The organism is Nonomuraea sp. N2-4H, from assembly GCF_045291505.1.
In the GTDB taxonomy this organism is placed as follows: Bacteria; Actinomycetota; Actinomycetes; order Streptosporangiales; family Streptosporangiaceae; genus Nonomuraea; species Nonomuraea fastidiosa.
The window spans coordinates 6045330-6066308 of record NZ_CP147987.1; the positions used below are offsets into that span (position 1 = coordinate 6045330).

Genomic DNA, 20979 nt, shown 5'->3' on the forward strand with positions numbered 1-20979 from the left:
CACCGGCCCGGCTCCTCGCCTGGCCGGACATCCAGGCTCGCATCGCGCGCCCGGATCGGCCCGTGTGAGCCCAGGACCAACGCCCAGTGGGTCCTGTCAGAGCCGTCACGAGCCGGCCGGATCCGCACCGGCACACAAGCGCCGTACCGTCCGGCGGAACCGCCCCCGGGCACCTGAGCGACCGGCGGCAGCGACCGCCCCCGGCGGGACGACCACCGAGAACCCGTCACCGAGCCGGTCAGAACCGTGTCCTTCCATCAGAACACGGCCGGACCCGCCCGGGGCAGACCCTCAGTGGTCACCCCAGGGTGAAGGCGTCAGGCCTGCTGGCCGTTCTCGCCCTCGGCAGGAGCGGCGGACTCGGCCGGAGCCTCGGCCTTCGCCTCGCCCTCGGCAGCGGCCTCGGGAGCAGGCGCCTCGGCGGCGTTCTCGCCCGCGCCCTGCTCGATGAGCTCGCGCTCCCACTCGGCCAGCGGCTCGGCGGCGGCCGGCTTCTCGTCACCGCGAGCGGCGCCGGAGCGAGCCATCAGACCGGCCGCGACAGCGTCGGCGACGACCCTGGTCAGCAGGCCGACGGCGCGGATGGCGTCGTCGTTGCCCGGGATCGGGTAGTCGACCTCGTCGGGGTCGCAGTTGGTGTCGAGGATCGCGACGACAGGGATGCCGAGCTTCTTGGCCTCGCTGATCGCGATGTGCTCCTTCTTGGTGTCGACGACCCACACGGCGCTGGGCACACGACCCATGTCACGGATGCCGCCGAGCGTGCGCTCGAGCTTGTCCTTCTCGCGACGGCGCATCAGGAGCTCCTTCTTGGTGAGCCCCGAGGCGGCGACGTTGTCGAAGTCGAGCTCCTCGAGCTCCTTCAGACGCTGCAGCCGCTTGTGCACGGTCGAGAAGTTGGTGAGCATGCCACCCAGCCAGCGCTGGTTGACGTACGGCATGCCGACCCGGGAAGCCTGCTCGGCGATGGCCTCCTGAGCCTGCTTCTTGGTGCCGATGAACAGGATCGTGCCGCCGTGGGCGACGGTCTCCTTCACGAAGTCGTAGGCGCGGTCGATGTACGACAGCGACTTCTGAAGGTCGATGATGTAGATGCCGTTACGCTCGGTGAAGATGAACCGCTTCATCTTCGGGTTCCAGCGCCGCGTCTGGTGGCCGAAGTGAACGCCGCTCTCGAGCAGCTGTCGCATGGTGACGACGGGGGCCATGTGCTGGTCCTCCAGGTCTGGGCGCCCTGCGGATGGGCGCTGTTCTCGGTTGTGCCGCGGCAGCGCGCTGTCTGCCGCCCTGATGCCCCGAACCCGCACCAGCCGGGCACCTGGCCCGGACCGACGGTGCGGTCCGCAATGGGGCATGCGAAGTCGGCCTGCGGTGACAGGCCACCGGAAAGTCTACCTCCCACACCGCCCCCGGCTGACCGTCCCCGGTCAAACGGACATCTCCTGACCTCACCTGCCCCCGTCCACATTTCCCCGTGACCGGACACCCACACCGGTGGCGCTACCGTCCGTGACGAAGCACCCTCAACGACCCGCCGTACTCAACGGCCTGCTTCACCCACCCCCGCGCCATCACCGTCCACACTCCGCAACTCCACTCGCACTACACCGCACCACGAACCGACCCGCACCATCACGGCACACCCCCACAGCCTCACCCGCACTACACCGCACCAGGAACCCAACCACGCATTACCGCACACCCGCAGCTTCACTCGCGCCACAGCACACCACGAACCCACGCGCGCACAAGACGCCCCAACCGCAGCCACGGCGCACAGCGCCAACACCCGCGACCCGCCAGAACACCATCCAAGCCGCCCCGACCTCAGCCACGTACAGCGCAAGCACCCCGACCCGCCCGGGTACCACCCAAGCCGCCGGCTTGCTCGCCCCCACGTCACCTCCGCCGGCTCGATGCGCGCGTGTCACCCTCCGCCGACGCGAGCCGTCGTGCGCCACCCTGCGACAGCCCACGCCCGTGGACGGCACATGGGCCGCGACGCCCATGCAGCCCGACCACCGGAACCTCTCACTCGTCTCCCGCAGAGGGGGCCGACGCACCCTCCGAAGGGGACGGCACACCCTCCGAAGGGGACGGCACACCCTCCGAAGGGGACGGCACACCCTCCGAAGGGGACGGCACACCCTCCGAAGGGGACGGCACACCCTCCGAAGGGGACGGCACATCCCCAGAGGAGGCCGACGCGCCTTCAGAAGAGGCCGCCGCACCTTCCGAGCCGACCGGCACGTCCCCCAGACGCCCGTTCCCCCCTCCCCGCGGGAACCCGTGATCCTCCGTCGGCAGGCCGGGCCGCGGCCTGCGCGGGACCGGGAACAGGTTGAGCTGCACCTCGGAGACCCTGGCCCCCTCAGGCGCCGTCTCAGCATCCCGATTCCGCACCAAGTACGGCTCGATCAGCTTCTCGATCTCCTGGTTCAGCCACGCCAGCTCACGCGCGTTCACCCTGATGCGATGCCGGGCGAATCTGACCGCGTCGCGCCACTCCTGGGTCTCCTTCTCGACCTCCTGCAGCGCGCGTTCGGCCTCCTCATGCGCAGAACGCCGCAACGCGGCGATCAGATGCCGCTTGGCGGTCCGCACCTCGGGCTGGTCCTCGGGCTGGATGCCGACGGCGAGCCTGCGGTCGACGGCCCGCCACACCCGTTCCCTGCCGTCGCCGCGCGGGGGCGCGTCCTCGACGAAGCCGTACTTGGCGAGCATGCGCAGGTGATAGCTGGCGGCGCTGGGGGTGATGCCCGCGATCTCCGCGACCTCGGTGGCGGTGGCGCTCCCCTCCACGCCCAGCCGATTCAGGATCGCCAGTCTCGCGGGGTGCGCCAGCGCCCTCATCGCCTTGGGGTCGCTGAGCGTCGAAGTGTCGCCGGTCATGAGGCAACGGTACCCATCCTCAGACTATGAAAGGTTGCTTTCACAATTTATGAAGGGTTATCTTCACATCTATGAAGCATTCCCTTCACGATTCACCGGAGCCCGCGAAGGCCGCCCCGGTGCCCCTGCGCAAGCAGCGCGACTACCGGCTGCTGTGGACAGCCCGTACGATCTCGGTCACCGGTTCTGAGGTCTCCAAGCTGGCCATCCCGTTGACCGCCGTGGCACTGCTGGCCGCGTCCCCGGCGCAGATGGGGATGTTGACGGCGGCGGCGTCCGTACCGGCGCTGCTGTTCGGCCTTCAATCGGGAGCCATCGCCGACCGCCTCACCCGCCATCGGCCGCTGATGATCGCGTGCGAGCTGGTCTCCTGCGCCGCCGCGGTCACGGTGCCTCTGGCGTGGCTGCTCGGCGTGCTGAACGTGACCTGGCTGATCATCGTGGCGCTCGTCATCGGGACGGCGGGAGTGCTGTTCAGGGCGGCCAACTTCCCCCACGTCGCCTCCATCACAGGGCCCGAGCAGCGGACGGAGGCGATGGCGGGGCTTCAGACGACGTACTCGGTGGCCTCGGTCGCCGGTCCCAGCCTCGGCGGTCTGCTGGTGCAGCTTCTGACGGCGCCGCTGGCCGTACTGGCGGAGGCGCTGTCCTTCCTCGCCTCGGCCCTGTTGCTGCGCGCCATACGTACGCCTGAGCGGAACACGCCCGCCGTCTCCAAAGGCATGTGGCGCGACATCCTGGAGGGCCTGAAGGTGAACATCACGCACCCGGTGCTCCGCGCGCTGCTGTTCGCCGGCGTGACGATCAACTTCTTCGCCATGGCGTACACGGCGGTCTACATGCTCTACATGGTCAACACGCTGAACATCCCCAAGGGCCTGATCGGCGTACTGATCGCTTTCAGCGGTGCCGGCGGCCTCCTGGGCGCGTGGCTGACCGCCCGCCTCTCCAAGAGGTACGGCGAGAACCGGATACTCCTCGTGGTCGTGCTCTTCTTCCCCCTGGAGATCCTCACCGTCGGCCTGATCTCCGGCCCGCTGTGGTGGAAGTTCGGTGTTCTGGCACTGACCGGTACGGCCGTCGGCGTCATCGTGGTCTCCTTCGCCACCTGCATGAACGCCATCGTCCTGCAGGAGACCGACCCGCAGCTGCGGGGCCGGGTGAACGCCACGATGACGTTCGCCATTCAGGGCGTGCTGTCGCTCGGCGGCCTGGTGGGCGGCTTCCTGGCGGAGATCATCGGCCTACGCCCCGTGATCATCGTCTGCGCCGGCGGCATAGCCCTGGCCACGTTCTGGATCTGGTTCTCCCCCATCCGCCCCGGCCACCGCCGCCCCACCCGCCCGATCACCCCGTCACCGCCTCCCAGCACGGAACCCTTCATCACCACGAAACGCCACTCCGCCCCCTGACCACCGCCCCACCCGCGCCCGCTGCCCTCGGCCCCTGCCGGCCCCGCCATCACCCGGCTTCGGCTCGGCCCTGTGCGATAGCCGACTCGCCACACCCCGGTCGCCAGACCACCATCGCGCCCCACCACCACAGCGTCGCCCTGAACCACCGTCACGATCAGTTGCCATTGCCGCCCCGCCTCAGCAACTCCTCCACAGCCCAACCCCGCTGATCTCCTCCCACCCACAGAACGACGTTCACCGCCCCGCCGAACCCACCGCACCGGCCAGACTCCCGCGCATGAACGTCGCACCCCCTCACCAACCACCGACCCTCAACGCCCTCGAACCCCTCGAAGCGACACCTGCCAGCAGACACCCCACACCCCTGCCTCCAGGCCACCCCAGCGCCACTCAAGGCCAGTCTTGCTGTCCGACCAGAGCCCGCACCCTCCATCCACTGAGCGAGGCCCGCACCCGTTATCCACTGAGCCAGGCCCGCACCCAACCAGCCCGATACACACCGAAGAGAGCCCGCACCCAACCTGCCCAGTACTCACCGAAGAGAGCCCGCACTCAACCTGCCCGGTACACACTGACCAGACCCTGCACCCAGCCTGCCCGCATCAAGATCGCCCTTTTCACAACCCTCATAACCGCATTCACGCTCCTCCCCCTCCCAGCGATCCCAGCAAGGGCCTCGCCCCCGACCGAAGCCCTCACCTGGCGCTGGCCCCTGCACGGACAGCCCAGGATCCTGCGCCGCTTCGCTCCGCCGCCCAAGCCCTGGCTGGCCGGCCACCGCGGCATCGACCTGGCCGCCCCGGTAGCCACCCCGGTCCTGGCAGCAGGCCCCGGCACCATCCGCTTCGCAGGCCCGGTAGCGGGGAAGGGCGTGGTGACCATCGATCACCCCAACGGCCTGCGCACCACGTACCTCCCCGTGAAGCCCTCCGTGTCCCGAGGCCACCAGGTGACCCCAGGCACCGAGATAGGTGTCATCGACGGCTCAAAACCGCACTGCCCGGAGTCCTGCCTGCACTGGGGCCTCATCCGAGACGCCCACTACCTCAACCCCCTCCACCTGCTCGGCCACGCCCCCACCCGCCTCCTCCCCTTCTGGCCCCAGGCTGGCAACCGCTTCACGCACGACCGCAGCACCACCGTCACCCCACACCCCACCGCAATGCCTTCCGCTGTGCCTCCACACGCACCGATCGGCAACACTCGGCCCTTCGACGCAATCCCACGCCAGATCACCGAACCCTTCGACGCAGTCCCGCGCCAGATCACCGAACCCTCCGACGCAGACCTACACCGAGCCACCAAGCCCGCCGACAGCCACCCCTCGTTCACCGCACTCGCACACCACTCACCGGTCGCCGGCGCACTCCCAGCCCTGGATCCCCGTGCACTCCCAACCCCGTCCACAAGCACCACCAAGCAAACGATCGCGATCACACCACCCGCCACCGCACCCAACGCATCAGCGACAGCCACAGCCCAACCCCCAGCCAACACCCTGGCCACCACGGGAGAAAGATGGCCGGAAGCTGAGGTCATCAGATTGGCCGACAGCGCAGGCGACACGGCATCCGCCCCCTTGGCAGACGTCAGGAGCGTCAGAAGCAGTCCCAACACACAGACCACCGCCGGAGACATCCAGGGGACCGAAACAGCACTTGACGCACCCACCAATGGCACGGCAGAGACGCGGGCCGCCACCGAGCCTCAGGAACTCACAACGAAAGCCTCGAAAAGCACGCGCCGCCACCCACGAACCACCACGGACAGCCCGGACCCGATCCCCACCCTCATACGAGCCGCGTCCTACCCACTCACTACGGCCCTGGCCGTAACAGCCCTCTTGGCATCACTGCTCCTCATAGCGCTCCGATGCCACAAACACCGAGGCCACCGAACCACACCCCGCCGCCGAACTGCTACCAAAGGCCAACACCGCAAGCGCCGCCCTCACCGCCCCCGCCGCCAAAGATCAAGACCGAGAAACCACCATCATTCTTGACCCACGCCCCACCCGCGCCCCGCCTGCCTTCCCCGTACCCACACCAGCCCTAACCCCCGCCGACCCCCCACGATGACGACACGACGCAACCACGACGGGGCGGGGACGGGACAGAAGCCACACCCCAACGGCCCTAATCGCGCCCGCTAGCCGGGAGCACGGTTGCCCCCAAACCAGACCACCCACCGCAAACACTGGCCGCTGCCGCAAGACCCGAGACTCTAGCCCCCCGCCGGCCCCCGCCCTCACCCAGCAAGCACAAGTCGCCCAAGCCACTCAATCAGCACCCAACCCAGCAATTAGCCCGCCCAAATCAATGACCCCAAGCATCAAGCCCGCCCGCCTGATCACCGACCCTAAATACCCGAGCCGACCTGCTCGATCACTGATCCCAAACACTCAAACCCACCCCCCGATCATCAACCTCAAACACCCGAGCCCACCCGCCCGATCACCAACCCCAAACACCCGAGCCCACCCGCCCGATCACCAACCCCAAACACCCAAGCCCACCCGCCCGATCACCAACCCCAAACACCCAAGCCCACCCGCCCGATCACTGGCCCCAACACCCGAGCCCGCTCGAGCCTCCGAACTAAACCCTCGGGACCGCCCACTAACTCAAGCCGCCTTGACCTCCGAGCAGCCCTCAATCACAGAACCACCCTGATCAGCCCAGCCCTGACCCTGAAACCCGCGCCCTGAGCCCTGAGCGCTGAACGCTAATCGCTAAGTGCTGAGCACTCGAAGGATGGAGGATCAAGCCCTTGGATGCGCCTGCCGATAGGCCGCCCGCAACCGCTCAATCGACACATGCGTATAGATCTGCGTGGAGTTCAGCGACGCATGCCCCAGCAGTTCCTGAACGCTACGCAGATCCGCACCTCCTTCGAGCAGGTGCGTGGCCGCGCTGTGCCGCAACCCATGCGGCCCCATGTCGGGCGCCCCCTCCACCTGCGCCAACCTCGCATGCACGACCCGCCGCACGGTCCCCGCGTCGATACGACCACCACGTACGCCCAGAACAGCGCCGGCCCCGACCCGGCCCGTACCCACCTAGGCCGCCCGTGGATGCACCACCGATCCAACGCCCGCAACGCCGGCGCCCCGAACGGCACCACCCGCTCTTTACGCCCCTTGCCCAGTACCTTGATGACGTTCCGCTCCCGATCCACGTCATCGACATCGAGCGCACACAGCTCGCTCACCCGCACCCCGGTCGCGTACAGCAACTCGAGCATCGCCTGGTCCCGCAGCTCCTTCGGGTCAGCGGTGGAGGCCACATTCAACACGGCCTCCGCCTGCTGCTGATCAAGCACCGCAGGCAGCTCACGCCCTGCCTTGGCGCTGCCCAGCAACAACCCCGGATCGTTCTCCAGCCACCCCCGCCGATGGCAGTAGGCGGTGAACGTACGGGCGCAGGCCGTGCGCCGAGCCAGCGTGGCCCGAGCCTTCCCCGCCGCATGCTGCTCAGCCAGCCACTCTCTCAGAGTCCCGATATCAAGCGCCTCCAGCCGCCCACCCAGGTGATCGAGCAGCGAGTTCACATCCCCCAGGTACGCCCGAACGGTATGAGGCGAAAGATCCCGCTCCAGCCGCAAATACCGCCCGAACTCCGCCACAACCTCATCCCGATCCACACCCATCTCCCTCCACATCCCCCAAATCTGCCCCAAGCCCTAGCCCGCACCAACCCCAACACACAGACACCCGGGCGAAGGCCACCTGAACGCGCTAGGGAGGAACTGGAGCGAGGGCCGAAGACGGCCTCGCACGCCACACATCCGGGGGAACCACGGACAGTCCATCCAGGAGGTTCACGTCCACGGACGTGGTGTATGACTCGATCTTGGCGTGATCCTGTTTCTGCGGGTTAAGCGGTAAGTGTCTGTGGGAGCGGGTTCTGGGTGGGTGTGCGAGGCCCCCCAGTCAGTCATCCCCGGCGGGCCCGAGTCGCCGGGGATCACGTGATGGCCGTCTTCATTTCACGACGCCACGCCAGCTGACCAGGTCAAACTCGTACACCACCCCTGTGGACGAACCCAGGAGCCACGCACAAGCTCGTCCGGAGATCGCGCACAGGACTATCCGGGGACTACGCACAGGGCCCGTCCGGGAATCGTGCACACATCAGTCTGGGAGCCGTCAGAGCCATACGCCTCGCTCAGCTCCCCTCGCTCATCCGCCGAGCCAGTGGCACCTCGTGACGAATGGCAAGGAGCATCACGTGCACTGGCGGAGCTGGTGAGTCGGCATCCCCGACCTCGGTTCATCGCTCACTGAACCCAGTGAACACTCGGGAGTGTGCACCAGCCCCTGCGGCGTGCAACGGGCTTTCCCGCCACCAATCCTCTCCGCCAGCATCGCCTCGCCCCCACAACCAGGTCCTCTTCCAGCATCGCCACACCCACCCGCCACCACAGTCCCCTCCGCCGACATCCTCGCCCCGCCGACAAGGTCCTCTTCCAGCATCGCCTCGCGCACCCGCCGCCACGGTCCCCTCTCCCCGCAGCGCCTCGCCCTTCCAGCAGCATGGCGGCCGCCCAGGCGCCATCAACGTGCAGCTATCGCGCCCGGCCAGGAGCATGCCTCCACCCTCACCGGTGCGTTCACCAACGCCCACCATGGCAGGACGGGTGACGCACAAAGCGACCGCGTCGGCCACGTCGAAGGTCAGCGGGGGCTGGCCCCGCCCACGTCGAGCGTGATCCACCCTCGCCGGTCTCGGCGCGCGACGTGGCGGCCATGGCAGGGACGCGAGCATGAGCCGCACGCCTCTGGCCACTGATCTCGACCATCGATGGCGGCGATGTGTCGCCCTTCGTGCTCCTCGTACGCTGCGCGACCGGCCTGAGCCGGCGCGCCGCCGCACACTTCGTCAATCGAAGTGGTCGTCTGGTGGGGGTGGGATGTCGGCTGGGTCGGGCTCCGGGGACAGCGGGGGTTGGAGGGCGGCGGAGTCGGGGGCTTTGCGGTAGGAGGTGGTCTGCTTGCGGAGGCGCCAGCCGCGAGGGGTGCGTTCGATGTACCCGGCGGCGGCCAGGCCGCCCAGGGCGCTCAGGGCCACGTCCAGCGTCACGCCTGCCGCCACAGCTATCGAGGCCGGGCCGGCGCCGCCGCGCGTGGGGACGGCGTCGAGCACCTTCTTCGTGGGTTCGTTGAGCCGGTCTCTGGGGACGACGGGTGCACGCACCTGCGGGGCCGCGTCGTCGCCCATCAGGCCGACCAGGTCGATCATGTCCTCGGGCGAAGTGATGCAGACGGCCTTGCGTTCGCGCAAGAGCCTGTGACACCCGGCGGACATGGACGAGGTGATCGGGCCTGGGACCGCTCCCAGGTGCCGGTTGAGGGACAGGGCGTGGGCGGCGGTGTTGAGGGCGCCGCTGCGAATGGCGGCCTCCACCACCACCGTTCCTCGCGACAGGGCCGCTATGAGACGGTTTCTGATGAGGAAACGCGCGCGGGTCGGGTGGACGCCGGGCGGGCACTCGCTGATCACGACTCCCTGTTCCCTGATGGCGGCGAACAACGTCTCGTGGCTGCTGGGGTAGCAGACGTCCACGCCGCAGGCCAGGACCGCGACCGTCGGTGAGCCGGACGCCAGGGCGCCTTTATGCGCGGCCGCGTCCACGCCGTACGCTCCGCCCGACACCACCGTCCACCCCGACTCACCGAGGCCCACCCCGAACTCGGCCGCCGCCTGCGAACCGTATGGGGTGGCGGCTCTCGCTCCGACCACGGCCACGGACTTCAGGCAGGAGAAGCGAAGGTCCGCGTCGCCGTGCGCCCAGAGGGCCAGGGCCGGCTTGGGCCGAGCTGGTCCAGTTGGGTGGGCCACTCCGGGTCGCCGGGCAAGATCAGGCGGGCTCCGGACTTCGTGCCTGCCTCGAGGTCGGCCGCCGGGTTGGCGGCGGCGAGACGGACGTACCAGGTGTGCAGGCGAGCCGTCAGGTCCGGCGGGCGCTCCTGCTGGGCTTCCTCCGCCACGAACTCCGGCGGCAAGGCTCGGGAACGGATCGCCTCGACGGCTTGGCGGGCACCGTACCGGGCGACGAGGCGGCCCATGATGACGTCGCCTACGTCGCAGGCGCGCATGAGCGCAGCCCTGGCCTCCGCCTCGCTGCTCATCCCCTGACTGCCGGGTCCGGAAGTTTCGCGCCCTGTCCAGGTTCTGGTTCTGGCTCTGGCTCTGGTTCGGACTCGGGCTTCTGCTGGGGTTTCGGTCCTCGCCGCCTCCATGCCAGTTTTTGTGCCGGTTTGGTGCCCAGCACCTGCTGCGGTCTCCGGCCCGCTACCAGTGCTGGTGGTGCCGGGGTTGGTGTCCGGCGCGGCTTCGGTGCCCGATCCAGGCTTGGTCTCCGGTCTGGCTTCCGTCCGCGTTCGCATGTTCGCTGGCGCGACTTCGGTTAGCGGCCCACCATCGGTCCGCGGTCCGACTTCGGTCCGCGGTTCGACTTTCCCCGGCGCAGCTTCGGTCTCCGGTCCGATATCGGTCTGCGCCTCGGTGACGGGCTCCGGCTTGAAGCCGGTGGCCGTCCCGCCGTCCGTGCATACGCCGGCTTCCAAACCAGGCTGGGTGCCAGCGCTCATCCCGGGGGACGTGTCCGGCGCAGCTTCGGACCAGGGTCCGACTTCGGTTCCCGGCCCGCCCTCGGCCCCGCCCATGGCTGGGGTTCGGGTGCCGGGGGTGATGCCGCTCCTCGGGGCTGCTGCGGTGGACGTGTTGGTCTTGGCGGCGGTGAAACCATCGGTCTCGGCCACGGGGTGGGGTTCTGCGCTGGCGTGTGTGCTGGTCGCGACTTCGGTGCGCGCCTCGGCGCTTTGTGGTTTTACGGCGCTCGGGTGGCCGGTCGCACGAGCCTCGACGCTCGGAAGTGGTGTGGCGCTCGACTTCTCGTATGTACGGGCTCCGGTCCGCGACTCGGTCGTGCCGGCTTGGGCGGCCGGTGTCTCCGTGTTCCTCAAGTGGTCGGTGGTCCAGTGATCGCCTGGGTATCCGGAGGTCGACCCGGTTGGCGTGGGCGTCAGCGGTGCCTCGTGGCGAGCGGCAAGGGGTGTCACGTGGAGTGGCGGGGCTAGGGAGTCGGCATCCCCGGCAGCGGAGAAGCTGTCTCGGCAAGTTCGGTGCGACGTCTCGAAGGGGGTCGTGGAGTGCTGGGGTGGGCAGTAGGTAGCCTCGCCGACGGGCGACGTAAGCGTCGAGACGTCGGTCTCTTGTGCGAAGGCTGCACCGCCTGCTTCGGGTACGCGCCCCGGACAGGCATCCCCAGGCGTGAATGTTGCCCTGCCGTCTGTAGCGGTGTTCGCCGGAACGTTGCTCTCGGGTGAGACGCTTGGAACGCCCATGCCGGGTGGGATGTTCGCCGCAACGCCCGCGCCTGATGGGAAAGGCGGCAGGCCGTTCGGGTATGGCGTCGGGAAAGGGGTGCCGAAGCGTTCGAGGCTTGGCGTCTCGGTCACCTGCGGGTACGGCGCGGGCGGCGTGGGCAGCAGGGTCCGTACCGTGCGTGAGGTGCCGCGTAGGGGTTGGCGGGGCGCGGGTGGGGTGGGGGTGATGGGCATGGGTGCTCCTTGAGGCAGCGAATCTGTCGGGTCAGGAGTGGGTGCCGAGCCAGAAGCCCAGGGCGGTGTTGGTCTCGTCTTGACCGGGGGCGTCCTTGTCGGCCAGGTCGGCGAGGGTCCAGGCCACGCGGACCACGCGGTCGAGGCCGCGCGCGGTGAGGGTGCCGGCGTCGAGGCAGGCCGTCATGGGACGCATGGCGTCGGCGGAAGGGCGGAACTCCGCGTGCAGGACAGAGGACGGGATCTCGGCGTTGGAGCGCCACGGGGTGCCGGCCAGGCGGGCGGCGGCGCGTTCGCGGGCGGCGAGTACGCGCTCCGCCACGACCTTGCTGCTCTCCACGAACTGGCGATCGGCCAGCAGTTCCCGCCGTGACGACCGGGCGACCATGACCTTCATGTCGATCCGGTCGAGCAGCGGCCCGGAGAGCCTGCCGATGTAGCGGCGCTTGACCGTCGGCGTACACCGGCAGGTGTCCTTCTGGTCGTCCGCCTGGGCGCAGGGGCACGGGTTCGCGGCCAGGACGAGCATGAACCTGGCGGGGAACATCACCGACCCTACCGATCGCGACACCGTCACCTGCCCGGACTCCAGGGGCTGCCGCAGGGCGTCGAGCACGCTGCGCTGAAACTCGGGCGCCTCGTCCAGGAACAGCACGCCCCGGTGCGCCAGCGAGACGGCCCCAGGGCGTACGGTCGTGCTGCCGCCACCGATGATCGCCGCCGCCGTGGCTGTGTGATGCGGGCTGACGAAGGGCGGGCGCGACATCATCGGAGAGTCGGACGGCAGGGTGCCGGCCACGGAGTGGATGGCCGTGACCTCGAGGGCGTGGTCGAGCTCCAGGTCGGGCAGGAGCGTGGGCAGGCGCTCGGCGAGCATGGTCTTGCCGGTGCCGGGCGGGCCGAGCATCCACAGGTTGTGGCCGCCCGCCGCGCACACCTCAAGGGCTCTGCGGGCGACCGGCTGGCCCACGACGTCGGCCAGGTCCACGTCGGGTGCGGCGGTGGTCTGCAGCGGCTCGACGTGTTCTGTGGCGGGCTCTTCGCGCTCCTCGATGACGGGGCTCGGCGCGTCGTCGCCCTTGCGCAGCCACTCCACGAGCTGGCGCAGATCGCTGACGGGGACCACCTTCACGTCGGGCACGAGCACGGCCTCCGCCGTGTTCGCCGCCGGGACCACGACCGTGACGCCGCCGTGGCCGGCCGCCCCCAAGACGGAGGGGAGCACGCCGCGCACGCCTCTGATGCGGCCGTCTAGCCCGAGCTCACCGAGGAAGAACGGCTCCGCGATGCGCTCGGCGGGGACCACGCCCGCCGCCCCGAGTATCGCCACGGCGATGGCAAGATCGAATTGCGAACCGCGCTTGGGCAGGCTGGCCGGGAAGAGGCTGACGATGATGCGCGCGTCGGGCCACGGGTAGTGGCTGTTGACCATGGCCGACCTGACTCGGTCGCGGGCCTCGCTCAACGCCGTGTCGGGCAGGCCGATGAGGTGGATGCCGGCCAGGCCGTTGCCCACGTCGGCCTCCACCTCGACCGTGCGGCCCGCGACCCCCACCAGCGCCACACTTCGCGTACGGGCGACGGCCATCTAGATCGCCCCGCGTACGTGACGCAGCGAGAAGTCGCCCGCGAAGCGCTCGACGGCGATCACGTCCACCCGCACCGACTCGTACGAACGTGACTGGCCGGCCAGCCACATGGCGGCCAGCATCCGCAGCCTGGCCAGCTTGACCCGGCTCACCGACTCCAGCGCCGAGCCGTGTGACCTGCTCGATCTGGTCTTGACCTCGGCCACGACCAGGGTGCGGCCCTCTTCGGCGATGATGTCGATCTCGCCGTGGCGGCAGCGCCAGTTGCGTTCGAGCACAAGCATGCCCTGCGACTTGAGGTAGGCGGCCGCCAGGTGCTCGCCGCGTTTGCCCAGCTCTTGTTTGCTCTCCGTGGCCATTGCCGAACTCCGTCCTGTCGGTGGGTGCGGGGTGTGGCACGACCATCGCGGATGCGGGCCCAGCGAGAAGGGGCCGAACGGGATTCTGTGGATGAGGGGTCCAAGAGTGGCGACGCCTGTGGATGTGTGTCCGTGTGTCCCCGGGAGTGGTGACGGCTGTGGATGAGGAACCTGGGAGTGGTGACGGCGGTGGACGAGCGCCCTGGGAGTGGTGACGGCGGTGGACCAGCGCCCTGGGAGTGGTGACGGCGGTGCATGAACGCTCCGCCCGTGACGGTGACGGTCACTGTGGTGGAGCGGTGACGATCACTGCGATGGTGGCAGGGCGGTGCTGGTTGCGGTGTCGGGGTGCTGTTGGGTGGCGACGGTGGCATGCCCTCCCGCGGGAGGCCCTGGGAAGCACTGGGTTGCCCGTGTCGGGCGGTGACAGTAGCGGAATATCGGGGCGGGTAGTGACGGTGGCCGGCGCTGTCGGTGGAGGCACCCCCTCGTATCGGCGGGCCCTCTCGTATCGGCGGGCCCCCTCGTAGCGGTAGGCCCCCGTATCGGCGGGGCCCCTCGTATCGGCGGGCCCCCTCGTAGCGGTGGGACCCCTCGTATCGGCGGGCCCCTCGTAGCGGTGGGGCACCCCTTCGTGTACGTCGTTGCGGGCGCGTTCAGGAGAAGCGTCTGCCCTCGTCCCGCCGGTACGCCCACACCGCCGCGACCGCCATCCCCACCGTCCACACCGCGAGCATGACAAGCGGCACGACCTCAGGCAGGGTCCCGGCCACGGCCCACCAGATCAGCTCGGCCGCACCCCTGGCCGGCACGTACGGCGAGACGACCTGCACGAACCCGGGCAGAACCTGCGGCGGCAGCAGCAACCCGCCGAGCACCGCCATGGGGAAGAACAGCAGCTGCGCCACCGCCATGGCGGCCTTGAACGCCAGCACGTACCCGACGACCAGCCCCATCAGCATGAACGGCACCACGGCCACCACCAGCGCCCCCCACCCCAAGCAGCAGTCTGCCCGGTGTGACCGCCGCCTCCGTGAACAGCGCCCCCATCACCAGCACAGGGATCACCGAGAGCAGCATGACGGCCAGCGTGGACAGGATGCGCCCGGCGAAGCGCGGCAGCGGCCCCGCCGGCAGGGTGCGCAGGTACGGGCTCCACGGCTGCTCCCGGTCCTGCGCGACGGCGGTGCCGAGCCCGATCAGCGCGGACGACATGGCCCCGAACAGCATCAGCGAGCTTGTCGCCGTGGTCGCCGCCGCGGCGTCCTGGCCCGCGTACGGCACCACGAACGCCACCATCGCCACGGCCGGAAAGAACGCGGCGGCCAGCAGCCCGATCGGGGTCCTGATCTGCTCGATGAGCAGGAAACGGGTGTGCGCGAGCACGAGACTAGGCATCAACAGTCTCCTTGGAGGCGGTGAGCGCGAGGAAGGCTTCTTCGAGCGTGGCCGGCCTGATCTCCAGCCCGGAGAACGCCACTCCACTCCGCACCAGCTCCACCACCAACCGGTCGGGATCGCTGACGACCAGGTCGGCACGACCGTCCACGCGTTCGGCAGCGAGGACACCGGGCAGCTCGGGCAGCCGATCACAGGCGAACGAGACCCGCCGGGTGCCGACCATGCCCCGCACGGCCCGCATGGTGCCGTCGGCCAGCACACGGCCATGCCCGACGACCACGACCCGCTGGGCCAGCGCCTCGACCTCCTCCAGGTAGTGGCTGGTGAGCAGGACGGTGCCGCCTTCCTCATGGAACGCCCTGATGCCGTCCCAGAGCGCCCGCCGGCCCTCGACGTCCAGCCCGGTCGTGGGCTCGTCCAGGAACACCTTCCACGGTCTCCCCACGAACGCCGGCGCCACCCCCAGCCGCCGCCGCTGCCCGCCGGACAGCCCGCCGACCTGCCGCCCGGCGAGGCCATCCAGGCCGAAGCGGGCGAGCAGCTCAGCCGTGTCAGCGTGATCGGGGAAGTGCGCGGCGACGAACGAGACGATCTCGCCCACCCGCTGCGATTCCGGCAGCCCGGTCTCCTGCGGAGTCACGCCGATACCGCGCCGCAGCACGGGGTCGCCCGGCGCACCGCCGAGCAGCTCGACCGTGCCCGACGTCGGCCTGCGCAGACCGGTGAAGAGGTTGATGAGGGTGGATTTGCCGGCGCCGTTCGGGCCGAGCAGCCCGACCAGCTCGCCCGCCCGGATGTCGAGCGAGACGCCGTCGAGCGCGCGCACCTCGCCGTAGCGGCGCGTGACGTCGATCGCTCGGGCGAGGACCGTCATGGGGTTCTCCTGTCTGTACGCGACCGGGAAGCGACCGGGCTCACCGCCGTACCAGCCCGCCCACGAGGAGGGCACCCACGACGAGATGCATCACGACCAGCACCGACATCGCCGCACCACCCACGGCACCGCCGAGAGGCCCCCATCCGCACGGACAGCACGATCCCGGCGAGGGGCACCGCCAGAGCCCAGACGGCCAGGGCGATCGCGGCGGCGACGAGCACGGCGAGCGGTCTTCTGACGGAGCCGAGCGGCCCTCGTGTGGACGTTCGGACGGAGGCACGTGAGCTTGGGGTAGGAGCGTTCATGCCGCCAACCATGACCGAGCGCCCCTACCCACCGCATCGGGCGCGAGGTCGCGACGCCCCCTCCCCCGGTGGGGGACGTCTCCGACTTTGGTAGGTGATGCCCTGTCCGGCGCGCGGGCCAGCCTGGCCCGATGTACCCGTTCCGCCCCTCGTACCCTCTCGCCATCGCCATCATCATCCTGGCGACGGGCACGCTCACCGGCGTCACGTTGTGGGCCGTGGCCGACCAGGCGAGCTGGGCGCTGGACGTGGCGGTCGCGGTGGCGAGCCTGGCGGCGGCCCTGGCCCAGCTATGGTGGCCGGTACGCGGCGCGCTGGCCGCGACGCTCCTGGCCACGCTGTCCCCGGTGGCGACGCCGGCGGCGACGTTGGGCGCGTTGCAGGTGGCGCAGCGCAGGCGGTTCCCGGTGGCGGCGGGGGTGGCGGCCGCGGGCATGGCGGCCCACCTGGTGCAGGGCCTGTGGCGGCCCAGCTCCGGCATCTCGCTGCCGTGGTGGCTGCTGCTGATCTGCGCCGCGTACGGTGCCCTCCTCGGCTGGGGCGCGCTGGCCCGCTCGCGCCGCGCCCTGCTCGCCTCGCTGCACGAACGCGCCCGCCGGGCCGAGGCCGAGCAGGGCCGCCGGGTGGCGGAGGCCCGTGCGGCCGAGCGTCGTCTGCTGGCCAGGGAGATGCACGACGTTCTGGCCCACCGCCTGTCCCTGGTGGCCACGCACGCGGGCGCGCTGGAGTACCGTCCCGACGCCTCCCCCGAGCAGCTCGCACGAGCGGCGGGGGTGGTCCGTACGGGGGTGCGGCAGGCGCTGGAGGAGCTGCGGCAGGTGATCAGCCTGCTGCGCGAGCAGGACGACGAGCGGGACGAGTTCGAGCCGCCTCCCGGCCTGGCCGACCTGCCCGGCCTGATCGGGGAGGCGCGGGAGGCAGGACAGCCGGTACGGCTGCGCGACGAGGTGACCGGCACCCCACCACCCCGGTGGACAAGACCGCCTCCGGGTGATCCAGGAGGGCCTCACCTACGCCCGCAAACACGCCCCCGGCCAGCCGGTCGAGGTCCGCAGATCGTGGAGGCGATCACGAGGGTGGCGGCGGGCGATCCCATCCTGTCGCCACGCGTCACCAGGCGTCTGATGGAGCGGGCGATCGCCCAGGCGGGCGCCTACGAGCGGGCCAGGGCCGCGCTGGCGGTGCTGACGCCGCGCGAGCACGAGGTGGCGCTGGCCATCGCGCGGGGACGTACGAACGCCGACATCGCCGAAGACCTCTCGATGGGCGTCACGACCGTGAAGGCCCACGTCTCCAGCATCCTGACCAAGCTCGACCTGGACAACCGCACCCAGATCGCGCTCCTGGCCCACGACGCGGGGCTCACGTGGAGACGCGGGGCCCACGCAGAACGGCGCGTGCTCCACGTAGACCAGGACGTGGGCCTCACGTAGAACACGGCGCGGGGCTCACGTAGCGGCAGAGGCGCTCCTCCCGGCGAGCGAGCGCTATCCCGCGAACCCCTCCTTGGGCATCTCGAGGTCCGCCTTGGCGAGCTCTTCCACGTTGACGTCCTTGAACGTCACCACGCGCACGTTCTTGACGAACCGCGCAGGCCGGTACATGTCCCACACCCAGGCGTCCTGCATCTTCACATCGAAGAAGACGTCGCCGTTCTCCGCGGTACGGACGTCGAGATCGACCGAGTTGGTCAGATAGAACCGCCGCTCAGTCTCCACCACGTATGTGAACAAACCGACGACATCCCGGTATTCGCGGTAAAGCTGCAGCTCCATCTCGGTTTCGTACTTTTCGAGATCCTCTGCGCTCATCGCGGTCCTCCTGTCGTACCGGTCCCCCGGTGTGCCTGCTCAGGCAACCCCGGCCCCCAATTCATTCTCACCCATCCCCCTCGCCACCGTGACGAAGGAGTAACGGTGATCGGGACACGGGCCGTGCGTCTCCAGCGCCAGCCGATGTCCCGGTGTGACGTACCCCTTGTGCTCGGCGAAGCCGTAGTGCGGGTAGCGCTCGTCGAGCGCGACCATGATGCGGTCTCGGGTCACCTTGGCCACGATCGACGCGGCCGCCACGCACGCGGCCACCTGGTCCCCCTTCCACACGGCCAGTGACGGTGCCGGCAGCCCCGGAACCGGGAAACCGTCCGTCAGGATGTACTCCGGGTCACATGGCAACTGTGCGACGGCTCGCCGCATTCCTGCGACGTTGCATTTGTGCAGACCTTTTGCGTCGATCTCCCCAGGCGGGATGACCACTATGCCGACGTGGGAGACGCGCATGATCTGCTCGTAGAGGCGTTCGCGCACCACCGGGCTCAGCAGCTTGGAGTCGCCGAGCCCGGGGACCTGCTTGCGCAGGATGACGGCCGCCACCACCAGCGGGCCCGCGCACGCGCCGCGGCCGGCCTCGTCGACGCCCGCGATGGGGGCGAGGCCGCGGCGGGCGAGCGCCCGCTCATAGGCGTAGAGTCCGGAATCGCGCCGGACGACGCTCGGTCGAGGGCGGAACGCTACTGTCATGACACAGGCAGCGTACGCCCCATTCGCCGCAAACCGCGACCTGAAGCGGACGCCTACTTGACCTTGTCGAAGGTCTCGGGACGGGAGAACAGGTAGCCCCGCGACAGCGGCCAGTAGCGCACCACGGCCTTGCCGATGACGTCCTCTTCCGAGATGAAACCGCCTCCGGGCTCCTCCATGTGGGCCCGGGAGTCGGCCGAGGCGCTGCGGTGGTCGCCCATCAGCCACAGCTTCCCCTCCGGCACCGTGACGTCGAACTCGTCGCCGGAAGGGTAGTCGTCGGGATAGAGGTACGACTCCTCGTCGAGCGGGGTGCCGTTGACCGTGATGCGCCGCTGCTTGTCGCAGCACTTCACATGGTCGCCGCCGACGCCGATGACCCGCTTGATCGTGTCCTCGCCGTTCCAGCCCTTGAACACCACGATGTCGCCGCGCTCCGGCTTGCCCGCGAGCTTGTTGACGAACACCCGGTCGTTGACCAGCAGGGTGTTCTCCATGGACTCCGACGGGATGTAGAACGACCCGACCACGAACGCCTGGAGCAGCAGCGCTATGCCGACCCCCATGACGATCAGCAGGACGGTCTCCCGGAAACCGCCCTTCTTCTTCTCTTTTGCCACACCCTCCGCCTTCTTGAAGAAGGCCATCAGCGCCTCCTCAGACGCCGACGAACCAGGACCAAGGGTACGGCCAGCCCGAACCCGGCCACCAGCGGGACCGACCCGCCGAGCGCCTGCAGCGCGGGTTGAGCGAAGGTCTCGGGTATGTCGATGGAGCCGAACCGGTCGAACGGCCACACGATCACGAAGGCCCGTCCGATGACCTGGCTGACGGGGATCGAGCCGCCGCCCGGATCACCGGTGTGGGAGCGCGAGTCGAGCGAGACCGAGCGATGGTCGCCCATCACCCACAGCCGCCCCTCCGGCACGGTGATGTCGAAGAAGGTGTCGGAGGGCACGTTGCCCGGATAGAGGTAGCTCTCCTCGTTGATCGGTGTGCCGTTGACCGTGATGCGGCCTTGGGAGTCGCAGCACTTCACGTGATCGCCGCCGACGCCGATGACGCGCTTGATGTAGTCCTTCTCGCCGGGCACCACGCCGAAGGCGGTGCCCACCCACCGGAAGAACGCCGCGACCGCGTTGGACGGCTCCTCCATCTGGAACTCGCCGTCCCAGGAGTCGACACCGGAGAAGACCACCACGTCACCACGCTCGATGTCCCTGACGTGGTAAACGAGCTTGTTGACCAGGACCCTGTCGTTCTTGAGCAGGGTGTTCTCCATCGACTCCGACGGAATGTAGAAGGCCTGGACCACAAACGTCTTGATGATCAGGGCCAGTACCAGGGCGACCACGATGAGAACGGGGAGCTCTTTCCAGAATGACCCCTTCTTCTCCTTTTTCTCGCCCTTGGCCGGCTTGTGAGTCTCTTCGGCGACCACGTCCACCTCGTCCTCGACAGGGCGGCGCGCAGCGCCGTGCTCCTGGCTTTCGCTAGTCATCGCTGACGAGCCTAGATGATGACTAGGCCCGACAACCCTCGACCGACGTTACACCCACGCACGAGTCGCTCCACATAAAGGAAACGCCGCTGTAAAGCCGAAAGGCCCGCGCTTACACGCGGGCCATCGGAAAACGAGGCTTTACTTGGCGGCCGTCGTCTCGCGCTTCTCGCGGATGCGGGCGGCCTTACCGCGAAGGTCGCGCATGTAGTAGAGCTTGGCGCGGCGGACGTCACCACGGGTCACGAGGACGATCTTCTCGATGACCGGGCTGTGCACCGGGAAGGTGCGCTCGACGCCGACACCATAGCTCACCTTGCGGACCGTGAAGGTCTCGCGGGCGCCGCTGCCCTGCCTGCGCAGGACGAAGCCCTTGAAGACCTGGATTCGGGAACGGTTGCCTTCGACGACTCGGACGTGAACCTCGAGCGTGTCACCGGGGCGGAAGTCCGGCACGTCATCGCGCAGGGTCGCCTTCTCGAGCTCCTGGATCTTCGTGTGCATGAGAGTCTATTCCTCAAAGTTCGCGGGCACGCGGAGGTCCACCCGTCCGAACT

Annotated in this window: 16 protein-coding genes and 3 pseudogenes; 4 read left to right on the forward strand and 15 right to left on the reverse strand. The window is 69.2% G+C overall.

Translation table 11 applies throughout. From position 1 onward, the window contains the following. Positions 1-317 precede the first annotated feature (317 nt). Both rpsB and WBK31_RS27650 read right to left on the reverse strand, forming a co-directional pair. Positions 318-1208, reverse strand: a complete 891-nt coding sequence (rpsB, locus tag WBK31_RS27645; protein ID WP_364070116.1) for a 30S ribosomal protein S2 — start codon at positions 1206-1208, stop codon at positions 318-320. 823 nt (positions 1209-2031) lie between these two features. Then, positions 2032-2892: a helix-turn-helix domain-containing protein gene (locus WBK31_RS27650; protein ID WP_406673422.1), complete on the reverse strand. Its 861-nt coding sequence runs from the start codon at positions 2890-2892 to the stop codon at positions 2032-2034. A gap of 71 nt (positions 2893-2963) precedes the next feature. Here WBK31_RS27650 and WBK31_RS27655 point away from each other — a divergent pair, with 71 nt between their 5' ends. After that, positions 2964-4304: an MFS transporter gene (locus tag WBK31_RS27655; RefSeq protein WP_378786874.1), complete on the forward strand. Its 1341-nt coding sequence runs from the start codon at positions 2964-2966 to the stop codon at positions 4302-4304. Positions 4305-4584: 280 nt separating this feature from the next. Continuing rightward, a complete protein-coding gene (locus WBK31_RS27660; protein ID WP_406673423.1) occupies positions 4585-6309 on the forward strand; it encodes a peptidoglycan DD-metalloendopeptidase family protein in 1725 nt (574 codons plus the stop codon). Between the two features lie 759 nt (positions 6310-7068). Here WBK31_RS27660 and WBK31_RS27665 read toward each other — a convergent pair. The 8 genes and pseudogenes from WBK31_RS27665 to WBK31_RS27700 all read right to left on the reverse strand — a co-directional run bounded on the left by WBK31_RS27665 (position 7069) and on the right by WBK31_RS27700 (position 16094). Continuing rightward, entirely contained in the window at positions 7069-7365 is a 297-nt protein-coding gene (locus tag WBK31_RS27665) for a tyrosine-type recombinase/integrase (protein WP_406673424.1), read from the reverse strand. A gap of 53 nt (positions 7366-7418) precedes the next feature. Beyond that, positions 7419-7967 (reverse strand): annotated as a pseudogene (locus WBK31_RS27670) (tyrosine-type recombinase/integrase); the annotation flags it as partial. A 1220-nt stretch (positions 7968-9187) separates the two neighbouring features. After that, complete coding sequence (gene dprA / locus WBK31_RS27675; protein WP_378786870.1) at positions 9188-10054, reverse strand: DNA-processing protein DprA; 867 nt, start codon at positions 10052-10054, stop codon at positions 9188-9190. A 5-nt stretch (positions 10055-10059) separates the two neighbouring features. Further along, positions 10060-10437 (reverse strand): hypothetical protein, encoded by a 378-nt coding sequence (locus tag WBK31_RS27680; protein WP_378786868.1) that lies wholly within the window; start codon positions 10435-10437, stop codon positions 10060-10062. Positions 10438-11902: 1465 nt separating this feature from the next. Beyond that, positions 11903-13459 (reverse strand): YifB family Mg chelatase-like AAA ATPase, encoded by a 1557-nt coding sequence (locus tag WBK31_RS27685; RefSeq protein WP_406673425.1) that lies wholly within the window; start codon positions 13457-13459, stop codon positions 11903-11905. After that, positions 13460-13819, reverse strand: a complete 360-nt coding sequence (locus WBK31_RS27690) for a YraN family protein (protein WP_378786864.1) — start codon at positions 13817-13819, stop codon at positions 13460-13462. Between the two features lie 656 nt (positions 13820-14475). Further along, on the reverse strand, positions 14476-14820 hold the full coding sequence (locus tag WBK31_RS27695; RefSeq protein WP_378786862.1) for a hypothetical protein: 345 nt from the start codon (positions 14818-14820) through the stop codon (positions 14476-14478). 389 nt (positions 14821-15209) lie between these two features. Beyond that, entirely contained in the window at positions 15210-16094 is an 885-nt protein-coding gene (locus tag WBK31_RS27700; RefSeq protein ID WP_364070095.1) for an ABC transporter ATP-binding protein, read from the reverse strand. Between the two features lie 976 nt (positions 16095-17070). Between WBK31_RS27700 and WBK31_RS27705 the strand changes: the two are divergent. Next, positions 17071-17187: pseudogene (locus WBK31_RS27705) on the forward strand (histidine kinase); the annotation flags it as partial. Positions 17188-17454: 267 nt separating this feature from the next. After that, positions 17455-17835 (forward strand): annotated as a pseudogene (locus tag WBK31_RS27710) (response regulator transcription factor); the annotation flags it as partial. Between the two features lie 54 nt (positions 17836-17889). On the opposite strand, the gene WBK31_RS27715 reads toward WBK31_RS27710, so the two are convergent. From WBK31_RS27715 to rplS, 5 genes are all read right to left on the reverse strand, one after another. After that, positions 17890-18213: a DUF2469 domain-containing protein gene (locus WBK31_RS27715; protein ID WP_364070092.1), complete on the reverse strand. Its 324-nt coding sequence runs from the start codon at positions 18211-18213 to the stop codon at positions 17890-17892. Positions 18214-18252: 39 nt separating this feature from the next. Next, the gene (locus WBK31_RS27720; protein ID WP_364070090.1) at positions 18253-18921 is read right to left on the reverse strand and encodes a ribonuclease HII; all 669 of its coding nucleotides are present in this window, start codon (positions 18919-18921) and stop codon (positions 18253-18255) included. Between the two features lie 53 nt (positions 18922-18974). Continuing rightward, entirely contained in the window at positions 18975-19568 is a 594-nt protein-coding gene (gene lepB, locus WBK31_RS27725; RefSeq protein ID WP_378786859.1) for a signal peptidase I, read from the reverse strand. After that, complete coding sequence (lepB, locus tag WBK31_RS27730) at positions 19568-20422, reverse strand: signal peptidase I (protein WP_364070086.1); 855 nt, start codon at positions 20420-20422, stop codon at positions 19568-19570. The genes lepB (WBK31_RS27725) and lepB (WBK31_RS27730) overlap by 1 nt, the downstream gene beginning before the upstream one ends. A gap of 141 nt (positions 20423-20563) precedes the next feature. Further along, the gene (gene rplS / locus WBK31_RS27735; RefSeq protein WP_364070084.1) at positions 20564-20926 is read right to left on the reverse strand and encodes a 50S ribosomal protein L19; all 363 of its coding nucleotides are present in this window, start codon (positions 20924-20926) and stop codon (positions 20564-20566) included. Between the last annotated feature and the right edge of the window lie 53 nt (positions 20927-20979).

What these genes read in the sequence shown, in the direction of transcription:
- WBK31_RS27700 (WP_364070095.1), bottom strand. Translation starts at nt 16,094, where the DNA reads ATGACGGTCCTCGCCCGAGCGATCGACGTCACGCGCCGCTACGGCGAG.
- rpsB (WP_364070116.1), bottom strand. Translation starts at nt 1,208, where the DNA reads ATGGCCCCCGTCGTCACCATGCGACAGCTGCTCGAGAGCGGCGTTCAC.
- WBK31_RS27720 (WP_364070090.1), bottom strand. Translation starts at nt 18,921, where the DNA reads ATGACAGTAGCGTTCCGCCCTCGACCGAGCGTCGTCCGGCGCGATTCC.
- WBK31_RS27660 (WP_406673423.1), top strand. Translation starts at nt 4,585, where the DNA reads ATGAACGTCGCACCCCCTCACCAACCACCGACCCTCAACGCCCTCGAA.
- WBK31_RS27685 (WP_406673425.1), bottom strand. Translation starts at nt 13,459, where the DNA reads ATGGCCGTCGCCCGTACGCGAAGTGTGGCGCTGGTGGGGGTCGCGGGC.
- WBK31_RS27715 (WP_364070092.1), bottom strand. Translation starts at nt 18,213, where the DNA reads ATGAGCGCAGAGGATCTCGAAAAGTACGAAACCGAGATGGAGCTGCAG.
- lepB (WP_364070086.1), bottom strand. Translation starts at nt 20,422, where the DNA reads ATGACTAGCGAAAGCCAGGAGCACGGCGCTGCGCGCCGCCCTGTCGAG.
- WBK31_RS27650 (WP_406673422.1), bottom strand. Translation starts at nt 2,892, where the DNA reads ATGACCGGCGACACTTCGACGCTCAGCGACCCCAAGGCGATGAGGGCG.
- WBK31_RS27690 (WP_378786864.1), bottom strand. Translation starts at nt 13,819, where the DNA reads ATGGCCACGGAGAGCAAACAAGAGCTGGGCAAACGCGGCGAGCACCTG.
- lepB (WP_378786859.1), bottom strand. Translation starts at nt 19,568, where the DNA reads ATGGCCTTCTTCAAGAAGGCGGAGGGTGTGGCAAAAGAGAAGAAGAAG.
- WBK31_RS27655 (WP_378786874.1), top strand. Translation starts at nt 2,964, where the DNA reads ATGAAGCATTCCCTTCACGATTCACCGGAGCCCGCGAAGGCCGCCCCG.
- rplS (WP_364070084.1), bottom strand. Translation starts at nt 20,926, where the DNA reads ATGCACACGAAGATCCAGGAGCTCGAGAAGGCGACCCTGCGCGATGAC.
- WBK31_RS27680 (WP_378786868.1), bottom strand. Translation starts at nt 10,437, where the DNA reads ATGAGCAGCGAGGCGGAGGCCAGGGCTGCGCTCATGCGCGCCTGCGAC.